The organism is Paraburkholderia sp., assembly GCF_036488505.1.
GTDB lineage: Bacteria > Pseudomonadota > Gammaproteobacteria > Burkholderiales > Burkholderiaceae > Paraburkholderia.
Genome location: NZ_DASXHN010000496.1, coordinates 1 through 13,931, shown reverse-complemented (window position 1 = coordinate 13,931; position 13,931 = coordinate 1). Strand labels below are relative to the sequence as shown.

At 62.3% G+C, this 13,931-nt stretch carries 14 protein-coding genes; 8 read left to right on the top strand and 6 right to left on the bottom strand.

What is annotated here, in order from left to right:
- The first annotated feature begins 173 nt into the window (after positions 1 to 173).
- The 4 genes from VGH68_RS28355 to VGH68_RS28340 all read left to right on the top strand — a co-directional run bounded on the left by VGH68_RS28355 (position 174) and on the right by VGH68_RS28340 (position 5,787).
- Positions 174 to 1,136, top strand: coding sequence for a GlxA family transcriptional regulator (locus tag VGH68_RS28355; protein ID WP_331607052.1), 963 nt, complete (start codon positions 174 to 176; stop codon positions 1,134 to 1,136).
- 107 nt (positions 1,137 to 1,243) lie between these two features.
- Positions 1,244 to 2,002 carry an SDR family oxidoreductase gene (locus tag VGH68_RS28350; protein ID WP_331607051.1) on the top strand — a complete coding sequence of 253 codons (759 nt, stop codon included), beginning with the start codon at positions 1,244 to 1,246 and terminating at the stop codon, positions 2,000 to 2,002.
- A 995-nt stretch (positions 2,003 to 2,997) separates the two neighbouring features.
- Positions 2,998 to 3,381 carry a BON domain-containing protein gene (locus VGH68_RS28345; RefSeq protein ID WP_331607050.1) on the top strand — a complete coding sequence of 128 codons (384 nt, stop codon included), beginning with the start codon at positions 2,998 to 3,000 and terminating at the stop codon, positions 3,379 to 3,381.
- Between the two features lie 759 nt (positions 3,382 to 4,140).
- A complete protein-coding gene (locus VGH68_RS28340; RefSeq protein WP_331607049.1) occupies positions 4,141 to 5,787 on the top strand; it encodes an NRAMP family divalent metal transporter in 1,647 nt (548 codons plus the stop codon).
- A 145-nt stretch (positions 5,788 to 5,932) separates the two neighbouring features.
- Here the strand turns inward: VGH68_RS28340 and VGH68_RS28335 are convergent, their stop codons facing one another.
- A complete protein-coding gene (locus VGH68_RS28335; RefSeq protein ID WP_331607048.1) occupies positions 5,933 to 6,085 on the bottom strand; it encodes a hypothetical protein in 153 nt (50 codons plus the stop codon).
- 79 nt (positions 6,086 to 6,164) lie between these two features.
- Between VGH68_RS28335 and VGH68_RS28330 the strand changes: the two genes are divergently transcribed.
- Positions 6,165 to 7,364 carry a succinylglutamate desuccinylase/aspartoacylase family protein gene (locus VGH68_RS28330; protein ID WP_331607047.1) on the top strand — a complete coding sequence of 400 codons (1,200 nt, stop codon included), beginning with the start codon at positions 6,165 to 6,167 and terminating at the stop codon, positions 7,362 to 7,364.
- Between the two features lie 159 nt (positions 7,365 to 7,523).
- Here the strand turns inward: VGH68_RS28330 and VGH68_RS28325 are convergent, their stop codons facing one another.
- The 3 genes from VGH68_RS28325 to VGH68_RS28315 form a co-directional block, all read right to left on the bottom strand.
- Positions 7,524 to 8,039, bottom strand: coding sequence for a hypothetical protein (locus tag VGH68_RS28325; RefSeq protein ID WP_331607046.1), 516 nt, complete (start codon positions 8,037 to 8,039; stop codon positions 7,524 to 7,526).
- 265 nt (positions 8,040 to 8,304) lie between these two features.
- Positions 8,305 to 8,784, bottom strand: a complete 480-nt coding sequence (locus VGH68_RS28320; protein WP_331607044.1) for a nuclear transport factor 2 family protein — start codon at positions 8,782 to 8,784, stop codon at positions 8,305 to 8,307.
- A 12-nt stretch (positions 8,785 to 8,796) separates the two neighbouring features.
- The gene (locus VGH68_RS28315; RefSeq protein ID WP_331607043.1) at positions 8,797 to 9,522 is read right to left on the bottom strand and encodes a TetR/AcrR family transcriptional regulator; all 726 of its coding nucleotides are present in this window, start codon (positions 9,520 to 9,522) and stop codon (positions 8,797 to 8,799) included.
- A 122-nt stretch (positions 9,523 to 9,644) separates the two neighbouring features.
- Between VGH68_RS28315 and VGH68_RS28310 the strand changes: the two genes are divergently transcribed.
- Complete coding sequence (locus tag VGH68_RS28310; protein WP_331607042.1) at positions 9,645 to 10,295, top strand: YceI family protein; 651 nt, start codon at positions 9,645 to 9,647, stop codon at positions 10,293 to 10,295.
- A 50-nt stretch (positions 10,296 to 10,345) separates the two neighbouring features.
- On the opposite strand, the gene tdh is transcribed toward VGH68_RS28310, so the two are convergent.
- Together tdh and VGH68_RS28300 are read right to left on the bottom strand one after the other, a co-directional pair.
- Entirely contained in the window at positions 10,346 to 11,377 is a 1,032-nt protein-coding gene (tdh, locus tag VGH68_RS28305) for an L-threonine 3-dehydrogenase (protein WP_331607041.1), read from the bottom strand.
- A gap of 17 nt (positions 11,378 to 11,394) precedes the next feature.
- On the bottom strand, positions 11,395 to 12,600 hold the full coding sequence (locus VGH68_RS28300) for a glycine C-acetyltransferase (RefSeq protein WP_331607040.1): 1,206 nt from the start codon (positions 12,598 to 12,600) through the stop codon (positions 11,395 to 11,397).
- Positions 12,601 to 12,767: 167 nt separating this feature from the next.
- Between VGH68_RS28300 and VGH68_RS28295 the strand changes: the two genes are divergently transcribed.
- Positions 12,768 to 13,430: an XRE family transcriptional regulator gene (locus VGH68_RS28295; RefSeq protein ID WP_331607039.1), complete on the top strand. Its 663-nt coding sequence runs from the start codon at positions 12,768 to 12,770 to the stop codon at positions 13,428 to 13,430.
- Positions 13,431 to 13,528: 98 nt separating this feature from the next.
- On the top strand, positions 13,529 to 13,931 hold a 403-nt coding region (locus VGH68_RS28290; protein ID WP_331607038.1), incomplete at its 3' end, for a DUF2471 family protein.

Sequence of the window (13,931 nt, the reverse complement as noted above, 5' to 3'; positions counted from 1 at the left end):
GTCCGCCCGGTGACGCCCTGCTGCGGGCTGGTTTTGTGTCGCGCGTCCTGTGAATCGAGTATTGGCCAGCATGCCGCCGCGTACAATCGCCGCGAACCGTTGGACACTGCCAAACGCACTGCGCTGACTGCCGCGGCGTGCCGGGTCCGTTCGTCGTCAAAGGAAGTTTTTCGATGCCCACCGTTGCGATTGCCATCTTCCCCGGTGTACAGGCGCTCGACGTCGCGGGCCCAGTCGACGTGTTTGCCGAGGCCAACCGCTTTATCGCGCCGGACCATCGATATGAAGTCAAGCTGATCGCCGCCCAGGCCGAGCCGCTACGCGCGTCGAACGGCATGACGCTGATTGCCGATGTGACGTTCGAGCAGGCGCGCGGGCCGTTCGACCTCGCGCTCGTCGCGGGCGGCCCTGCGTTGCCGGACAACGAAGTGCCGGACGCAAGGCTGCTCGAATGGCTCGCCAACGTCGCGACGCGCTGCGGCCGTTACGGCTCGATCTGCACCGGCGCATTCGCGCTCGGCCATGCGGGGCTGCTCGATGCGCGCAACGTGACCACGCATTGGCAGCATGCGGCGCAACTCGCCGCGCAGTTTCCGCGCGCCCAGGTCGACTTCGACCGTATCTATCTGCGCGACGGGCCGCTCGTCACATCAGCGGGCGTGACGGCGGGCATCGATCTTTCGCTGGCATTGGTAGCCGAGGATCACGGCCCGCACACCGCGCTCGCAGTCGCCAAACGGCTCGTGGTGTTCGCGCAGCGGCAAGGCGGCCAGTCGCAATTCAGCCCGTATCTGACCGCGCCCGCCGACGACACGTCGCCCGCCGCGAAAGTGCAGGCGCACGTGATGGCGCGCATTCGCGAGAGCTTCACGGTGAAGCAGCTCGCCGACGTGGCGGGCATGAGCGCGCGCAATTTCGCGCGAGTGTTCGTGCAGGAAACCGGCGTGACGCCGCATGAATTCGTCGAACGCGCGCGCGTGGATGCGGCACGCAAGCTGCTGGAAAGCAGCGGCTCGGCGCTCAAGGCGATTGCCTACGATTGCGGCTTCGGCACTGCGGACCGCATGCGCATCGTGTTTGCGAAGCGCCTTGGCGTGACGCCCATGCAGTATCGCGAGCGTTTTCGCTCGGCCTAGCGCGGCGGCAACCGTTCGCCGCCAACGGTGTGAACGCGTCCCTGCGCCCCTCGAATGGGGCGTGAGAAAATGGCGAGCTCTGCATGCCAACGATCACAAGGAATGACATGACCCCCTCTTCTCCGATTCGCGCGATCGTCACCGGCCACACGCGCGGCCTAGGCGCGGCGCTCGCCGAACAACTGCTCACGCGCAACGTCACGGTGCTGGGCCTGTCGCGCTCGCGGCACGCGGCGCTGAAGGCACGCTTTCCTACGCAGCTCGAAGAAATCGAGCTGCAACTCGCCGACTCCGCGCGGGTCGCGCAATGGGTCGCGACCGACGCGCTGCGCAATTTCGTCAGCGGTGCCCAAACGGTGCTGCTGATCAACAACGCCGGGATGGTGCAGCCGATCGGTCCGATCGAAGGACAGGGCGCGACCGCAGTCGCCGACGCGGTGAGCCTGAACGTCGCGACGCCGCTGATGCTCGCGAGCGCACTCGCCGCCGCGGCTGCCGACGCGACCGACCGGCGCATCGTCCACATCTCGAGCGGCGCGGCGCGCAACGCGATTGCGGGCTGGAGCATCTACTGCGCGACGAAGGCCGCGCTCGATCATCACGCGCGCGCGGTGGCGCTCGACGCGAACCGCGCGCTGCGCATCTGCAGTCTCGCGCCGGGCGTGATCGATACCGACATGCAGGCGCAAATTCGCGGCAGCGGCGAAGCGCAATTTCCGATGCGCGCGCGGTTCGAAGACCTCAAACGCAATGGCCAACTGTCGACGCCCGAGCAATGCGCGGCCCAGCTGATCGATTACGCGCTCAGCGATAAGTTCGGCGACGCACCGGTGGCGGACATCCGCGAGATCGCGAAGCCGGCTTGAATTGGCGATTCCGACGCTCCCGAAAATCCTCACCTTTGGTACGGAGCAGTCGCCCAGTGGCGCATGCAGCCGTCGCCATTGCTCCCGAAAACGCTCACCTTTGGGCATGGGAGCAACGAAACAGCATGTTTGGGCAGGTCGTTGGAACCTCGTCCGCGATGCTCCCGAAAAACCTCACCTTGCATGAATTCGAGCCGCTCGGCTGCGCGGCGCTGATCGCGCACAATGGCATATCGCCTGGACATTCAACGGGTTACGCGACGCGATGCCCCAGGCGTATGCACTTATTCGCGACTGGTTTGTCGGTATCGCAGACGTTGGCGAACGCTCCGCTGGGCTCCCGAATTTCCTCACCTTTAAGCCAATGAGTCGAGATGACGGCGGATGTACGCCTATCGTGTCAACCACCGCGATGGACGGTTAGTTTCGTATCTCACGTGTTCGAGCAGTTGCGGAGGCTGCATGCAAGCTGCTCCCGAAAACGCTCACCTTTGGCGCGACGATCTGGTTGTCCACGCGCCAGGAACACATAATGCATCGTGAAATAAGGCATTTAATGTAGTGCTCGTGTCGATGCGAAGCGAAGAAACGAGTTTGACGCGAGCATTTATAGCGTGTGAGCGCGACGAGACTTCATCCCGGAATCGCCACTTCAAAGATCGCCCCGATCGACTCCCGAATTCCCTCACCTCTTCATTTGAAGTGCGCATACAGGTGCGCATATTCTCACCCTGCCGACTCCCGAATTTCCTCACCTTTTGGTTTTCCGCCCACTCGCTGGATCACGCTTGTTCGCGAAAACGCTCGGCTAACAGCGCAACCAGCGCCGCGTTGTGACATCGCTGTGAATGCGCCATTCATGCAGTCGTCGCGGCATATAATCAGTGCCGACGATCGACCACTCGTCGCGAGGCGGCATCGCGTTTCACCGCCTTTTTCCGCTGGCATTACGCATCTCGAACGGCAGTTCCTGACAAACCGGCAAAGGAGGAAGAATGAAAGCAAACGGCGCGAGCAAACTCATCGGCGCGATATTCGCGGTGGCCATCGCGAGTTGCGCGACCTATGCAAACGCACAGGCTGGTGGTGGTACGCCGGCCGACATGTCCGCGCAGAGTCAGTCGGTCGCGGCGCGCCCGAATCAGAACCGCTCGGACAGTCAGATCGTCCGTGACGTTCGCCGCGCGTTCACGCGCACGACGAGTCTTAATTCCACCGGTATTCATGTCGCCGCGCGCCACGGCGTTGTCACGTTGACGGGCTGGGTGCCGCAGCGCTCGCAGATTCAGCGCGCCGGCAACGCCGCCCGATCGGTGCGCGGAGTCAAGTCGGTGTCGAACCGACTGACAGTGCGAACGAGACACTCGAGCGGTCATTGAGTCATGCGCGGCGGCATCGATTATCGATCGGATAAATCGATGCCGCCTTCGTCACCCTGGTGACTTTCGCCCCCTCCGCTTCGGCCGATATGGCCGTTCATATCATTTAGCGCAAGCAGGATCCGCCGCGCTGAAACTTCCGTCGTTCCATCGGCCCAAGCTCCGGAGCCGCGTTGCGTTGTTCATCGCACACGCTTTTCCGCTTTGCTTGAGAAACAGGTTGACCTTCGCTAAATGGGCCTTCTAGAATTCAAAAATCTTCACCAATGGGGCTTATGCCTTGGACGCCTGCAGTAGCCGACTTTCGAACAGATTCGCTGCCTGACGGGCAGGACGTCCGCGCTCCGTTCTTCAGCCGCCGTCTTGCCAGCAGGCAGACGGTGCGCGCCGCAATATCTCTCCGTGCACCTTGTTAGCGTCTTGTCAGCGTTCTCTGGATCGCCGCGTTTCATCGCGTCCAGTCGCCGATAGGGCGCCCTAATGCGAGCGTCAAGCCCGCAGCAGCGTTCGCGCGTGTTTCGTCAGTTTGACGGAACGCCGGCCTATGCATGAATCAGCGCGCGTGCATCGAGCCGTATCAAACCTGTGCTGACGTGTTGCCAACAACCAGCCGGCTTTCTGGCGTCGTCTGGTAGCACGCGCTTCATAGCGTCTGCAAGCCGTCCGTCATACGGCATGCGGCGCTGCGATGAGTTTGCGTCCTTGGTATACCGAAGCTACATACGTTTCTGTCGATAAACACAACCAGGAGAGAACGGCATGTCTACTCCGACGAATATTTCCTCCGCCCGCAGCGCGGTGCTCGATGCGGCGCATGTCGGCGACATCAGGGGCGCGCTCGGCACGATCGCCCATCATGACGTCGCGCCCCGCACGACCTGGTGGGCACGCTTGCGCACGCTGCTCGCGATTCTCGGCCCCGGCCTGATCGTGATGGTCGGCGACAACGATGCGGGCGCTTTCGGTATCTACACGCAGGCGGGACAGAACTACGGCACCACCCTGCTATGGACGATGCTGTTGCTGGTACCGGTGCTTTTCGTCAATCAGGAGATGGTGTTGCGGCTCGGCGCGGTGACGGGCGTCGGTCACGCGCGGCTGATATTCGAGCGCTTCGGCAAATTCTGGGGGGCATTCAGCGTGGTCGATCTGTTGATCCTCAACGCGCTGACCATCGTGACCGAGTTCATCGGCATCACGTTCGTACTCGACTTTTTCGGCGTCTCCAAGATCGCGGGCGTGTGCATTGCCGCAGCGCTGACGATGGCCGCCGTCAGCACCGGCGACTTCCGGCGCTTTGAACGCTTCGCGGTGGTGTTGTGTCTGCTGAGCCTGCTGCTCGTGCCGGTGCTCGTGTCGATTCATCCCCCGGCCAGCCAGATTGCACGCGACTTCTTTATTCCGAACTGGCCCGCGCATTCGAAACTCGCAGACGTGATGCTGCTCGTGATCGGCATCGTCGGCACGACCGTCGCGCCGTGGCAGCTATTCTTCCAGCAGAGCTATGTGGTGGATAAGCGCATCACGCCGCGCTTCATGAACTACGAAAAAGCCGACCTGTGGATCGGTATCGTGTTCGTGCTGATCGGCGCGGTCGCGATGATGTCGTTCAGCGCTGCGCTGTTCGCTGGGCGGCCCGCGTTCGGCAATTTCGCCGATGCGGGTGGCGTGATTGCCGGTCTCGAAAATTATGCGGGGCGGACCTCGGCGGTGCTGTTTGCAATCGCGCTGCTGGATGCATGCATCATCGGTGCGGCGGCTGTATCGCTATCGACTGCGTATGCGATCGGCGACGTGTTCAAGATCCGCCATTCGCTGCATCGTAGCGTGTCCGATGCGAAGGGCTTCTACCTGGCCTACTTCGCTATCGTGGCAACGGCCGCAGCGCTCGTGCTGATTCCCGGCAGCCCGCTCGGTCTTCTGACCGAGGCCGTGCAAACCCTCGCGGGCGTACTGCTGCCGAGCGCGACCGTGTTCCTGCTGCTGCTTTGCAACGACCGCGCGGTGCTCGGTCCGTGGGCCAATTCAACGAAGCTCAATCTCTTTACCGGCGCGGTCGTCTGGGCGCTCGTGATGCTGTCGATCGTGTTGACCGCGTCGGTGATTTATCCGGACATCGCCGGTGAGACGATTCTCGAAATACTCGCGGGCGGTACGCTGCTCGCTGTCGTCGGTTACGCGGCGACGCTCGCGGCGCGCAAGGTGCGCGGCGAGCCGGCGGCCGAACCGATGCGGGCTTATTCGAAGGAGAGTCGCAATACGTGGCGCATGCCCCCGCTCGACGAATTGCCGCCGCCGAGCCTGACGCTCGCCAAACGCATGTGGATGGGTGCGCTGCGCGGCTATCTGCTGATCGCGATCAGTCTGGTCATCGTGAAGGTCGTGCAAATGGCGTTGATGAAATAGCGCCAATGGTGAGGTGTTCCAGGAGATGATGCGTCGAAGATCCAGATGGTGAGGACTTACGGGAGCCGCGATGCGCGTGACGACTGGATGCGCCAGAACGACACGCCACGCGGCCCCGTCAAACTCTTTCATCAGGCAATCAAACTTATCGCCACATCGCGCGCAATGCTGGCTTCATCAGCTTGCCCATCGCCGTAAGCGGCTGCGTTTCCCGCCACACGCATTCGTGCTCGTCCCATTGCGCATGCGGACGCCCGGTCACGGCCACGTCCGCGACCGCCGAAGGTGCAAGCGTCATCTTCCACGAGCACAATGAGGGCGGGTAGCCGCCAGCGCATCCCAGTCCCCTGCTCATACTCACCATAGGATCCCTCGCCATGCAGAATGAACCGAATGACGGCGTCGATCGACGCAACTTCATGAAGACTGCGATTGCGCTGGTCGGCGCATCGTCCGCGCTTGTCACGCAGGCCGGCACCGCTTACGCGCAAAGCGCGACTGCGCCGGCCGCCGGCGCGGGCGCCGCTCACGGCACGGTCTACACCGGCGATGTGATCGATGGCAAAAAGGTGATTAGCGCGCTCGACGTCGAGGACTTGCCGCGCGGCACCAAGCAGATGTTCTACTTTCAGGGCGTGCAGATGCCGACCGGGCAGCATTGGTATGTGTCGGTGATCGTCGTGCGCGGCGCGAAAGCCGGCAAGCGTATTGCGCTCGTGAGCGGGGTGCATGGCGACGAAATCAGTCCGGTGCACATGATACAAAGCGTTGTGAGCCAGCTGGATCCGGCTCAAATGTCGGGTACGGTGCTCGCGGTACTCGACGTATCGCGCCCCGCATTGGAAGCGATGGAGCGCCGATGGCCCAATTCGGGCAGAGGCATGGACCTGATCGACATCAATCGCGAGTGGCCGGGAAACGAGAACGGCGCGAGCGCGCCGAGCCGGCATGCGGGGCTGGTATTCAACCGGCTGCTACGCCCCAACGCCGACTACGCACTCGATTGTCATACCGGCACAACCGGCATGGACCTGACGTCGTTCAATCTGGCGCGGATGGAATTGCCCGAACCCCGCGCGATGGCGGAGCTGTTTCCGATCAAGCAGATCTTCGATAACCCCGCCTACCCGACGCTGCTTGCCAATGCGTTCATCAACGTGGGCATTCCCGCGATCACGCCCGAGATCGGTGCGGCACGGGTTCTCGATCTCGAGATGATCCCGTCGTTTGTTGAAGGCACGATGAATGTGCTCAAGCGTTATGGCGTGATTGCCGGACCGATGGGGCGCACCGGACGGGATGTTGGGATCTTTGTCGGCAATAGCGGTCACACGGTCATGTCGACGCATGGCGGATTCGTCGAGTTGCTGGTCGGGCTGGACGACATGGTGTCGCCCGGGCAGAAGGTCGCAATCCAGCGCAATACGTTCGGCGAAGTGGTCGCGCAGTACACGAGCGGGGTCGCTGGCAAGGTGACAGGGCTGCGCAACGATGCGACGGCGGAGCCTGGCATTCCGCTGGTGATGATCCTGTATCAGAGCGCCGCGAAAGAGAATCCGGAAGATTACGTCGAATAAGCGCCGCGTTGAATCGCGGATGGTGAGTATTTCCAGGAGACGGCAACGCGAGGTTTCATAACGGTGAGGAATTCCAGGACCTGAAAACATAGGTGAGGTGGATTCACGTAGTTCGGATCACCTGGCAATCGGCTACCGTCCTCCCGAAAAACCTCACCTTCAGAATTTCACCTTCACCTGAAACCCGATCGTAAACGGGAGGTTATCCGAAGGAATCGGCGGCACCACGATGAAGTTCGCGCCGACGCGTTTGTAGTCGACCATCACGATCGGCGCGACCACCGGCCCCACCGAGTGGTTGCGACCGAGCCCCCAGTTGCCGTAGTTGTAGCCGGAAATAATCCCGCCTATCGCCGCAATCCGCACGAAGCCCCAGTGCGCGAACTCCGGCGCCCAGACGCCGCCACCGTAGTAGGAAGGCCGCCGCAGAGAGTTGCGAAAGCCGCCGGCCGTCACTGCCCATTGGTTGTTGAGCCAACATTCGACGCCCAGGCCGGGATTGAACTGCTCGAAGTGGGTACCGGGATCAGGGTTGATGTGATACGAGCCGAGCATCGCGTCGACCCATATGCCGCCTTCGCACCAGTTGCCCGCGTGCGCGGCGCAAGCGGCCAGGCCCGCGACGAGTGCCACTGCGATATGTCGGATTTTCTTGTTCATCTGCCGAAAGTGCATGTGTTCTCCGTCACCGGTCGAGTGCCGGTGTCGTTATCGTTCTGGCGATCTGGTTGCTGCTCGTCGCGCACTGTACCTCAACCCGCGCAAGCGATGTGGGAGACCACGCCCGCACGCGTGGGCACGGGACGTGCCGCGCAGCCGAAACCGCAACGATAACGGAGAACCGATGGCGAAGTGATGAATCAGCGGCGAATCGGCGATGGATTCACGGCATGCGCCAGGCACGCCATCGGCGATGAACGCAACGCGTCGGGCGAAACGACTACAAACCGAGGTCCGACAGGCTCGGATGATCGTCCGGACGCCGGCCAAGTGGCCAGTGATACAAGCGGTCGGCTTCGCGGATTGGCAGATCGTTGATGCTTGCGTGACGATGCGCCATCAGCCCGTGCTCGTTGAACTCCCAGTTTTCATTGCCGTAAGAGCGGAACCAGTTGTTCGAATCGTCGTGCCACTCGTACGCAAAACGCACTGCGATGCGATTCTCGGTGAATGCCCACAGTTCCTTGATCAGCCGATAGTCGAGCTCCCTTACCCACTTGCGGCGCAGAAAGCCGACGATCGCGTCGCGGCCATGCACGAATTCGCTGCGGTTGCGCCACGCGCTGTCGGTTGTGTACGCCAGTGATACGCGTTCGGGCTCGCGCGTGTTCCATGCATCTTCCGCGGCCCGCACCTTCTTGATCGCGGTTTCGCGCGTGAACGGCGGCAGCGGCGGGCGGGTTTCGATTGTGTCGGCCATGGTGATGCTCTCTCAGGTGGCGGTGCGCCGGGATGGCGGCCGTCTGGTTGCGGGTTGAAGTGCGGATTTCCTGGGGGAATGTGTTGTCGGCTCGTCCGCGGACTTCGTTGTTTGCACATCGAGCAGGATCCGCGCCGTCGCCTGTGCGTCGCGCGCGGCATTGGCCTGGCCGCTCACCAGCGCTACCGCGATCGCGCCGTCGAGCAGAATCAGCCACTGTCGAGCGAGACGCGCAGCGCCGCGCGCATCGATAGCCGAGTCCACCGCCAATGCATCGCATTGCATTCGCACGAAATCGAGCAGACGCTCCTTGTGTTTGCGCGCGACGATCCGGATCGGATCGTCGCTGCAGGCGATTTCGCCGGCCGCGTTCAGAAACGCGCAGCCGTGGAAATCTTCCGATGCGAACCACTCGAGCAGCACGTCGAACATGCCGAGCAGGCGTTTGCGCGCAGTCTTGCCACGCTGCTGCGTGCCAGCGATAAACCAGTTCATCCAGCGTTCGTCGCGCCGTTCGAGTGCGGCGGCAATGAGTGCATCTTTCGAACCGAAATGCGTGTAGAAGCTTTTGCGCGCGGTGCCGGACTGCCGCACGATTGCGTCGACGCCCGTCGCATGGATGCCGCCGGCGTAGATCAGCGCTTCGGCGGCATCGAGCAGCCGCTCCCGTGCGTTGCCGGATTGCCCTGACTCTTGCGCCAGGTCAGGCGCAATATCATTCGAGGTTTCGTGTGTCATCGACTAAAGGTAGAACGATCATTCTACTTCGTCAAGTTTTTTCGTGCGTTCGCCGGGCCTGGTGCGCGATCGGTACGCTTGCTGATATCGTGACGAAGTCCGCTCAACCGGGAATGGCTTCGATGAACTCATCCTCTATCCGCACGCTGTGGGTGCGCGCGCTGCTCGGCGCGACCCTACTGGCGCCCGTGGCCTGCACCCCGATACAGGTGCTCACGCATTCGGTCAGCCAGAACGAGGCGCGCGTGCCGGCCGGCCGCTACGACATCGACCAGGACCATACGAGCATCACCTTCGATATCGATCACTTCAAGTATTCGCGCTTCACGATGCGCTTCGATCGCAAGCACGGGCAGCTCGACTGGAATGACGGCGGGCTCGAACGGAGCACCGCGTCGGTCACGATCGACGCCGCGAGCATCGACACCAACGTGCCGTTGCTCGACAAGATGGTGAAGAGTGGCAGCATGCTCGGGGTGTCGCAGTATCCGGAAATCCATTTCGCCAGCACGCGCTTTGAGCGCACTGGCGAATCGCGCGGCATGCTAACGGGCAATCTGACGATTCGCGGCGTCACGCAGCCGGTCACACTCGATGTCACGTTCAACGGCTTCGCACCCGATCCGCTGACGAAAAAAGACACGCTCGGTTTTTCCGCAGACGGCCATTTCAGCCGCGCGAAGTTTGGTCTCGCGACGTGGTACCCGGCCGTCGGCGACGATATTCACGTGCGTATTCAGGCGGAATTCGTGAAAACGCCCGCAGGCGCGTGAGCGTTGCGGGCGTTGCGGGCGTGACAATGAAACGATGACGTCGCGCTAATTCAGGCCGCGGTCCAGTCGAGGATCACTTTGCCGCTCTCGCCAGAGAGCATCGTCGCGAAAGCCTGCTGATAGTCGTCCACCTTGAAATGATGCGTGAGGATCGGCGACAGATCGAGACCGCTTTGCAGCATCGCGACCATCTTGTACCAGGTCTCGAACATCTCGCGCCCGTAAATACCCTTGATTTCAAGGCCTTTGAAGATCACCTGATTCCAGTCGATCGCGGTTTGCGCCGGTGGGATGCCGAGTAGCGCGATCTTGCCGCCGTGGTTCATCGCTTCGAGCATGCTCGTGAATGCGCTTGGCACGCCGGACATTTCGAGGCCAACGTCAAAGCCTTCGGTCATGTGCAGCGCGTGCATCACGTCTTGCAGCGATTCGCGAGACACGTTCACCGCGCAGGTCGCGCCCATTTTGCGCGCGAGTTCGAGGCGATAGTCGTTGACGTCGGTAATCACGACGTTGCGCGCGCCGACGTGCTTCGCGATCGCGACCGCCATGATGCCGATCGGTCCCGCGCCGGTAATCAACACGTCTTCGCCGACCAGATTGAACGACAGTGCCGTGTGCGTCGCGTTGCCGAACGGATCGAAGATGGCGGCGAGATCGTCGGAAATCTCAGGCGGAATCTTGAATGCGTTGAAGGCCGGAATCACCAGGTATTCGGCAAATGCGCCTTCGCGATTCACGCCGACGCCGACCGTATTGCGGCACAAGTGCCGGCGTCCCGCGCGACAGTTGCGACAGAAGCCGCACGTGATATGCCCTTCGCCCGACACGCGATCGCCGATTGCAAAGCCGCGCACTTCCTGTCCCATCTCGACGATTTCGCCGACGTATTCATGGCCGACGTGCATCGGCACCGGAATCGTCTTTTGCGCCCAGTCGTCCCACTTCCAGATATGAATGTCGGTGCCGCAAATCGCGGTGCGCGCGATGCGGATCATCACGTCGTTATGGCCGACTTCCGGCTTGCGCACATCCGTGAGCGTGAGGCCCGGTGCGCGCTCGAGTTTCGCCAATGCTTTCATCTATCGCTCCCTGGCGATTACTGGGAAATCACACCGAACTCGCGGCCAACGCGCGCGAATGCGGCGACAGCGCGGTCGATCTGTTCCGGCGTATGCGCGGCGCTCATCTGTGTACGAATGCGCGCGCGGCCGCGCGGCACCACCGGAAACGAGAAGCCGATTACGTAGACGCCTTCTTTTAGCAACGCATCAGCCATCTTGCCGGCGAGTTGCGCATCGCCGAGCATCACAGGAATGATCGGATGTTCGCCCGGCACGAGCGTGAAACCGAGCGCGCTCATCGCACTGCGAAAGCGTTGGCCGTTTTCGCGCACCCGCGCACGCAATTGCGCGCCTTCGTCGCTCGCGAGCAGCTCGAGTACTTTCAGCGACGCGGCGGCGATGCTCGGCGTCAGCGTGTTGGAGAACAGATAGGGACGCGAGCGCTGCCGCAGCAATTCAACGATCTCCTTGCGCGCGACGACATAGCCGCCGGATGCGCCGCCCAGCGCCTTGCCCAATGTGCCGGTGATGATGTCGACGCGCGACATCACGCCGCAATGCTCGGGCGTGCCGCGCCCATGTTCGCCGATGAAGCCGACCGCGTGCGAGTCGTCGACCATCACGAGTGCGCCGTATTGGTCCGCGAGATCGCAGACGCCCGCGAGGTTCGCGATGATGCCGTCCATCGAGAACACACCGTCGGTGGCGATCAGCTTGAAGCGCGCGCCGGCCGCGTCGGCTTCGCGTAGGCGCGCTTCCAGATCGGCGAGATCGTTGTTCTTGTAGCGAAAGCGCTGCGCCTTCGACAGCCGCACGCCGTCGATGATGCTCGCGTGATTCAGTTCGTCGCTAATGATCGCGTCGTTCTCGTCGAGCAGCGTTTCGAATAGACCGCCGTTTGCGTCGAAACAGCTCGAATAGAGAATGCAATCGTCGTGTTCGAGGAACGCGGCAAGCGCCTGCTCGAGTTGCTTGTGCACGGTTTGCGTGCCGCAGATGAAGCGCACCGACGCCATGCCGAAACCGTCGTTGTCGAGCCCCTCCTTCGCGGCTTCGATCAGCCGTGCATCGTTCGCGAGGCCGAGATAGTTGTTCGCGCAGAAGTTCAGTACGCCGGTGCCGTCGGCGAGGCGCACGTCGGCCGCTTGCGGACTCGCAATCACACGCTCGCTCTTGTAAAAGCCGTCGGCACGGATCTGCTCCAGGGTGCCGCGTAGATGGGCTAGGTATTGGTCACGCATGAACCGAACTCCTGGTGATGGTGGCGCCCCCGTGTGCCTCCGTTATCGGTGCTGCGGCACGGGCGTCATGGTTGACGGCGAAGCGGCCTGCTATAGTCGGCCGTCAGCTTTATCGGACGTTTTCGTTTTTTCGAACTAAAATCCGGTATATCGAACAACTCTAAACGATGGGTCAGGAAATGGCAAGTTCCGGTACACGCCGCAGCGCCGCCGATGCAACAGCCAATGCAACGGTCAATGCTGCGTCCGCCTCGAGCGCGGCGGCACCGTCGACGAATGCGGCGCCGCCGCGCGTCGGCGAGCGAATCCAGCGGCTGCGTGCCGAACGGCGCATGACGCTCGACGACCTGTCGCGTGCGGCCGGCGTGTCGAAATCGATGCTTTCCGAGATCGAGCGCGACAAGGCCAATCCGACGATCGCGGTCGCGTGGCGCCTGACCAACGCGCTCGGCGTGAGCCTCGACTCACTGTTTGCGCCACTGAAGGCACCGGAGGCGATTGCCGTTTCCGGCCCGCACGAAATCCCTACGCTAAGCGGTCACGACGCGAAATACCAGTTGCGCGTGTGGGGGCCGATCGAACTGGCCGGCAAATTCGAGTGGTACGAGTTGACGTTGCAGCCGGGCGGGGCATTGGTTTCGAACGCGCACGAACCGGGCACGCGCGAGCACCTTACCGTGCTGCACGGATCGATCGAAATCGAGGCGGCCGGCGCGACCAGGAAACTCAAGGCGGCCGACACTGCGCGTTACGTCGCCGATCAACCGCATGCGATCCGCAACGCGGGCAAGGGCGAAGCGAAAGCGCTGCTGGTGGTGATTCACGGTTGAGCGGGCAACGACAGGCTGTTGTCGCAATAGGCTGTTCGGCCGAGGTTGCATTGGACACTGTATGTTTGTACAGTATTCGCTATCGACTGGAGCCGACAATGAACAACCTGAAAGCCGATCGCACCGATCAAGCTCTGGCCGCGCTGCGCTACCAAACCGCCGCGCGCGATCTCGAACATATCGTGCGCAGCATCGCCGTGCGCTACATCGCCAGGCAGGTGCCCCTTACGTGGCGCCTGCTGCACGCGATCGAGGCCGAGGCGCTGGCCGATCTGGGCTTTGCAAGCCGGCACGACGCGCTGATGCTCGGCTTGTTCCAGCGGCCGTCCGACCTGCCTTATCCCGAAACCGACGACACGGTGGACTTCGGTACGTCCAATGCGCTGCCGGCCGTTTTTGCGTTTGCCGTCAATGCGTATGAAGAAGCCGCGCGCGAGGTGACACGCGATGCGGCGCGACGACCGGCGCGCCGCAATGCGCCGCTCAAACGCGCGCGAGCTT

Coding starts and splice junctions, on each gene's coding strand:
- VGH68_RS28355 (WP_331607052.1), top strand. CDS start 174: ATGCCCACCGTTGCGATTGCCATCTTCCCCGGTGTACAGGCGCTCGAC.
- VGH68_RS28350 (WP_331607051.1), top strand. CDS start 1,244: ATGACCCCCTCTTCTCCGATTCGCGCGATCGTCACCGGCCACACGCGC.
- VGH68_RS28345 (WP_331607050.1), top strand. CDS start 2,998: ATGAAAGCAAACGGCGCGAGCAAACTCATCGGCGCGATATTCGCGGTG.
- VGH68_RS28340 (WP_331607049.1), top strand. CDS start 4,141: ATGTCTACTCCGACGAATATTTCCTCCGCCCGCAGCGCGGTGCTCGAT.
- VGH68_RS28335 (WP_331607048.1), bottom strand. CDS start 6,085: ATGACGCTTGCACCTTCGGCGGTCGCGGACGTGGCCGTGACCGGGCGT.
- VGH68_RS28330 (WP_331607047.1), top strand. CDS start 6,165: ATGCAGAATGAACCGAATGACGGCGTCGATCGACGCAACTTCATGAAG.
- VGH68_RS28325 (WP_331607046.1), bottom strand. CDS start 8,039: ATGCACTTTCGGCAGATGAACAAGAAAATCCGACATATCGCAGTGGCA.
- VGH68_RS28320 (WP_331607044.1), bottom strand. CDS start 8,784: ATGGCCGACACAATCGAAACCCGCCCGCCGCTGCCGCCGTTCACGCGC.
- VGH68_RS28315 (WP_331607043.1), bottom strand. CDS start 9,522: ATGACACACGAAACCTCGAATGATATTGCGCCTGACCTGGCGCAAGAG.
- VGH68_RS28310 (WP_331607042.1), top strand. CDS start 9,645: ATGAACTCATCCTCTATCCGCACGCTGTGGGTGCGCGCGCTGCTCGGC.
- tdh (WP_331607041.1), bottom strand. CDS start 11,377: ATGAAAGCATTGGCGAAACTCGAGCGCGCACCGGGCCTCACGCTCACG.
- VGH68_RS28300 (WP_331607040.1), bottom strand. CDS start 12,600: ATGCGTGACCAATACCTAGCCCATCTACGCGGCACCCTGGAGCAGATC.
- VGH68_RS28295 (WP_331607039.1), top strand. CDS start 12,768: ATGGGTCAGGAAATGGCAAGTTCCGGTACACGCCGCAGCGCCGCCGAT.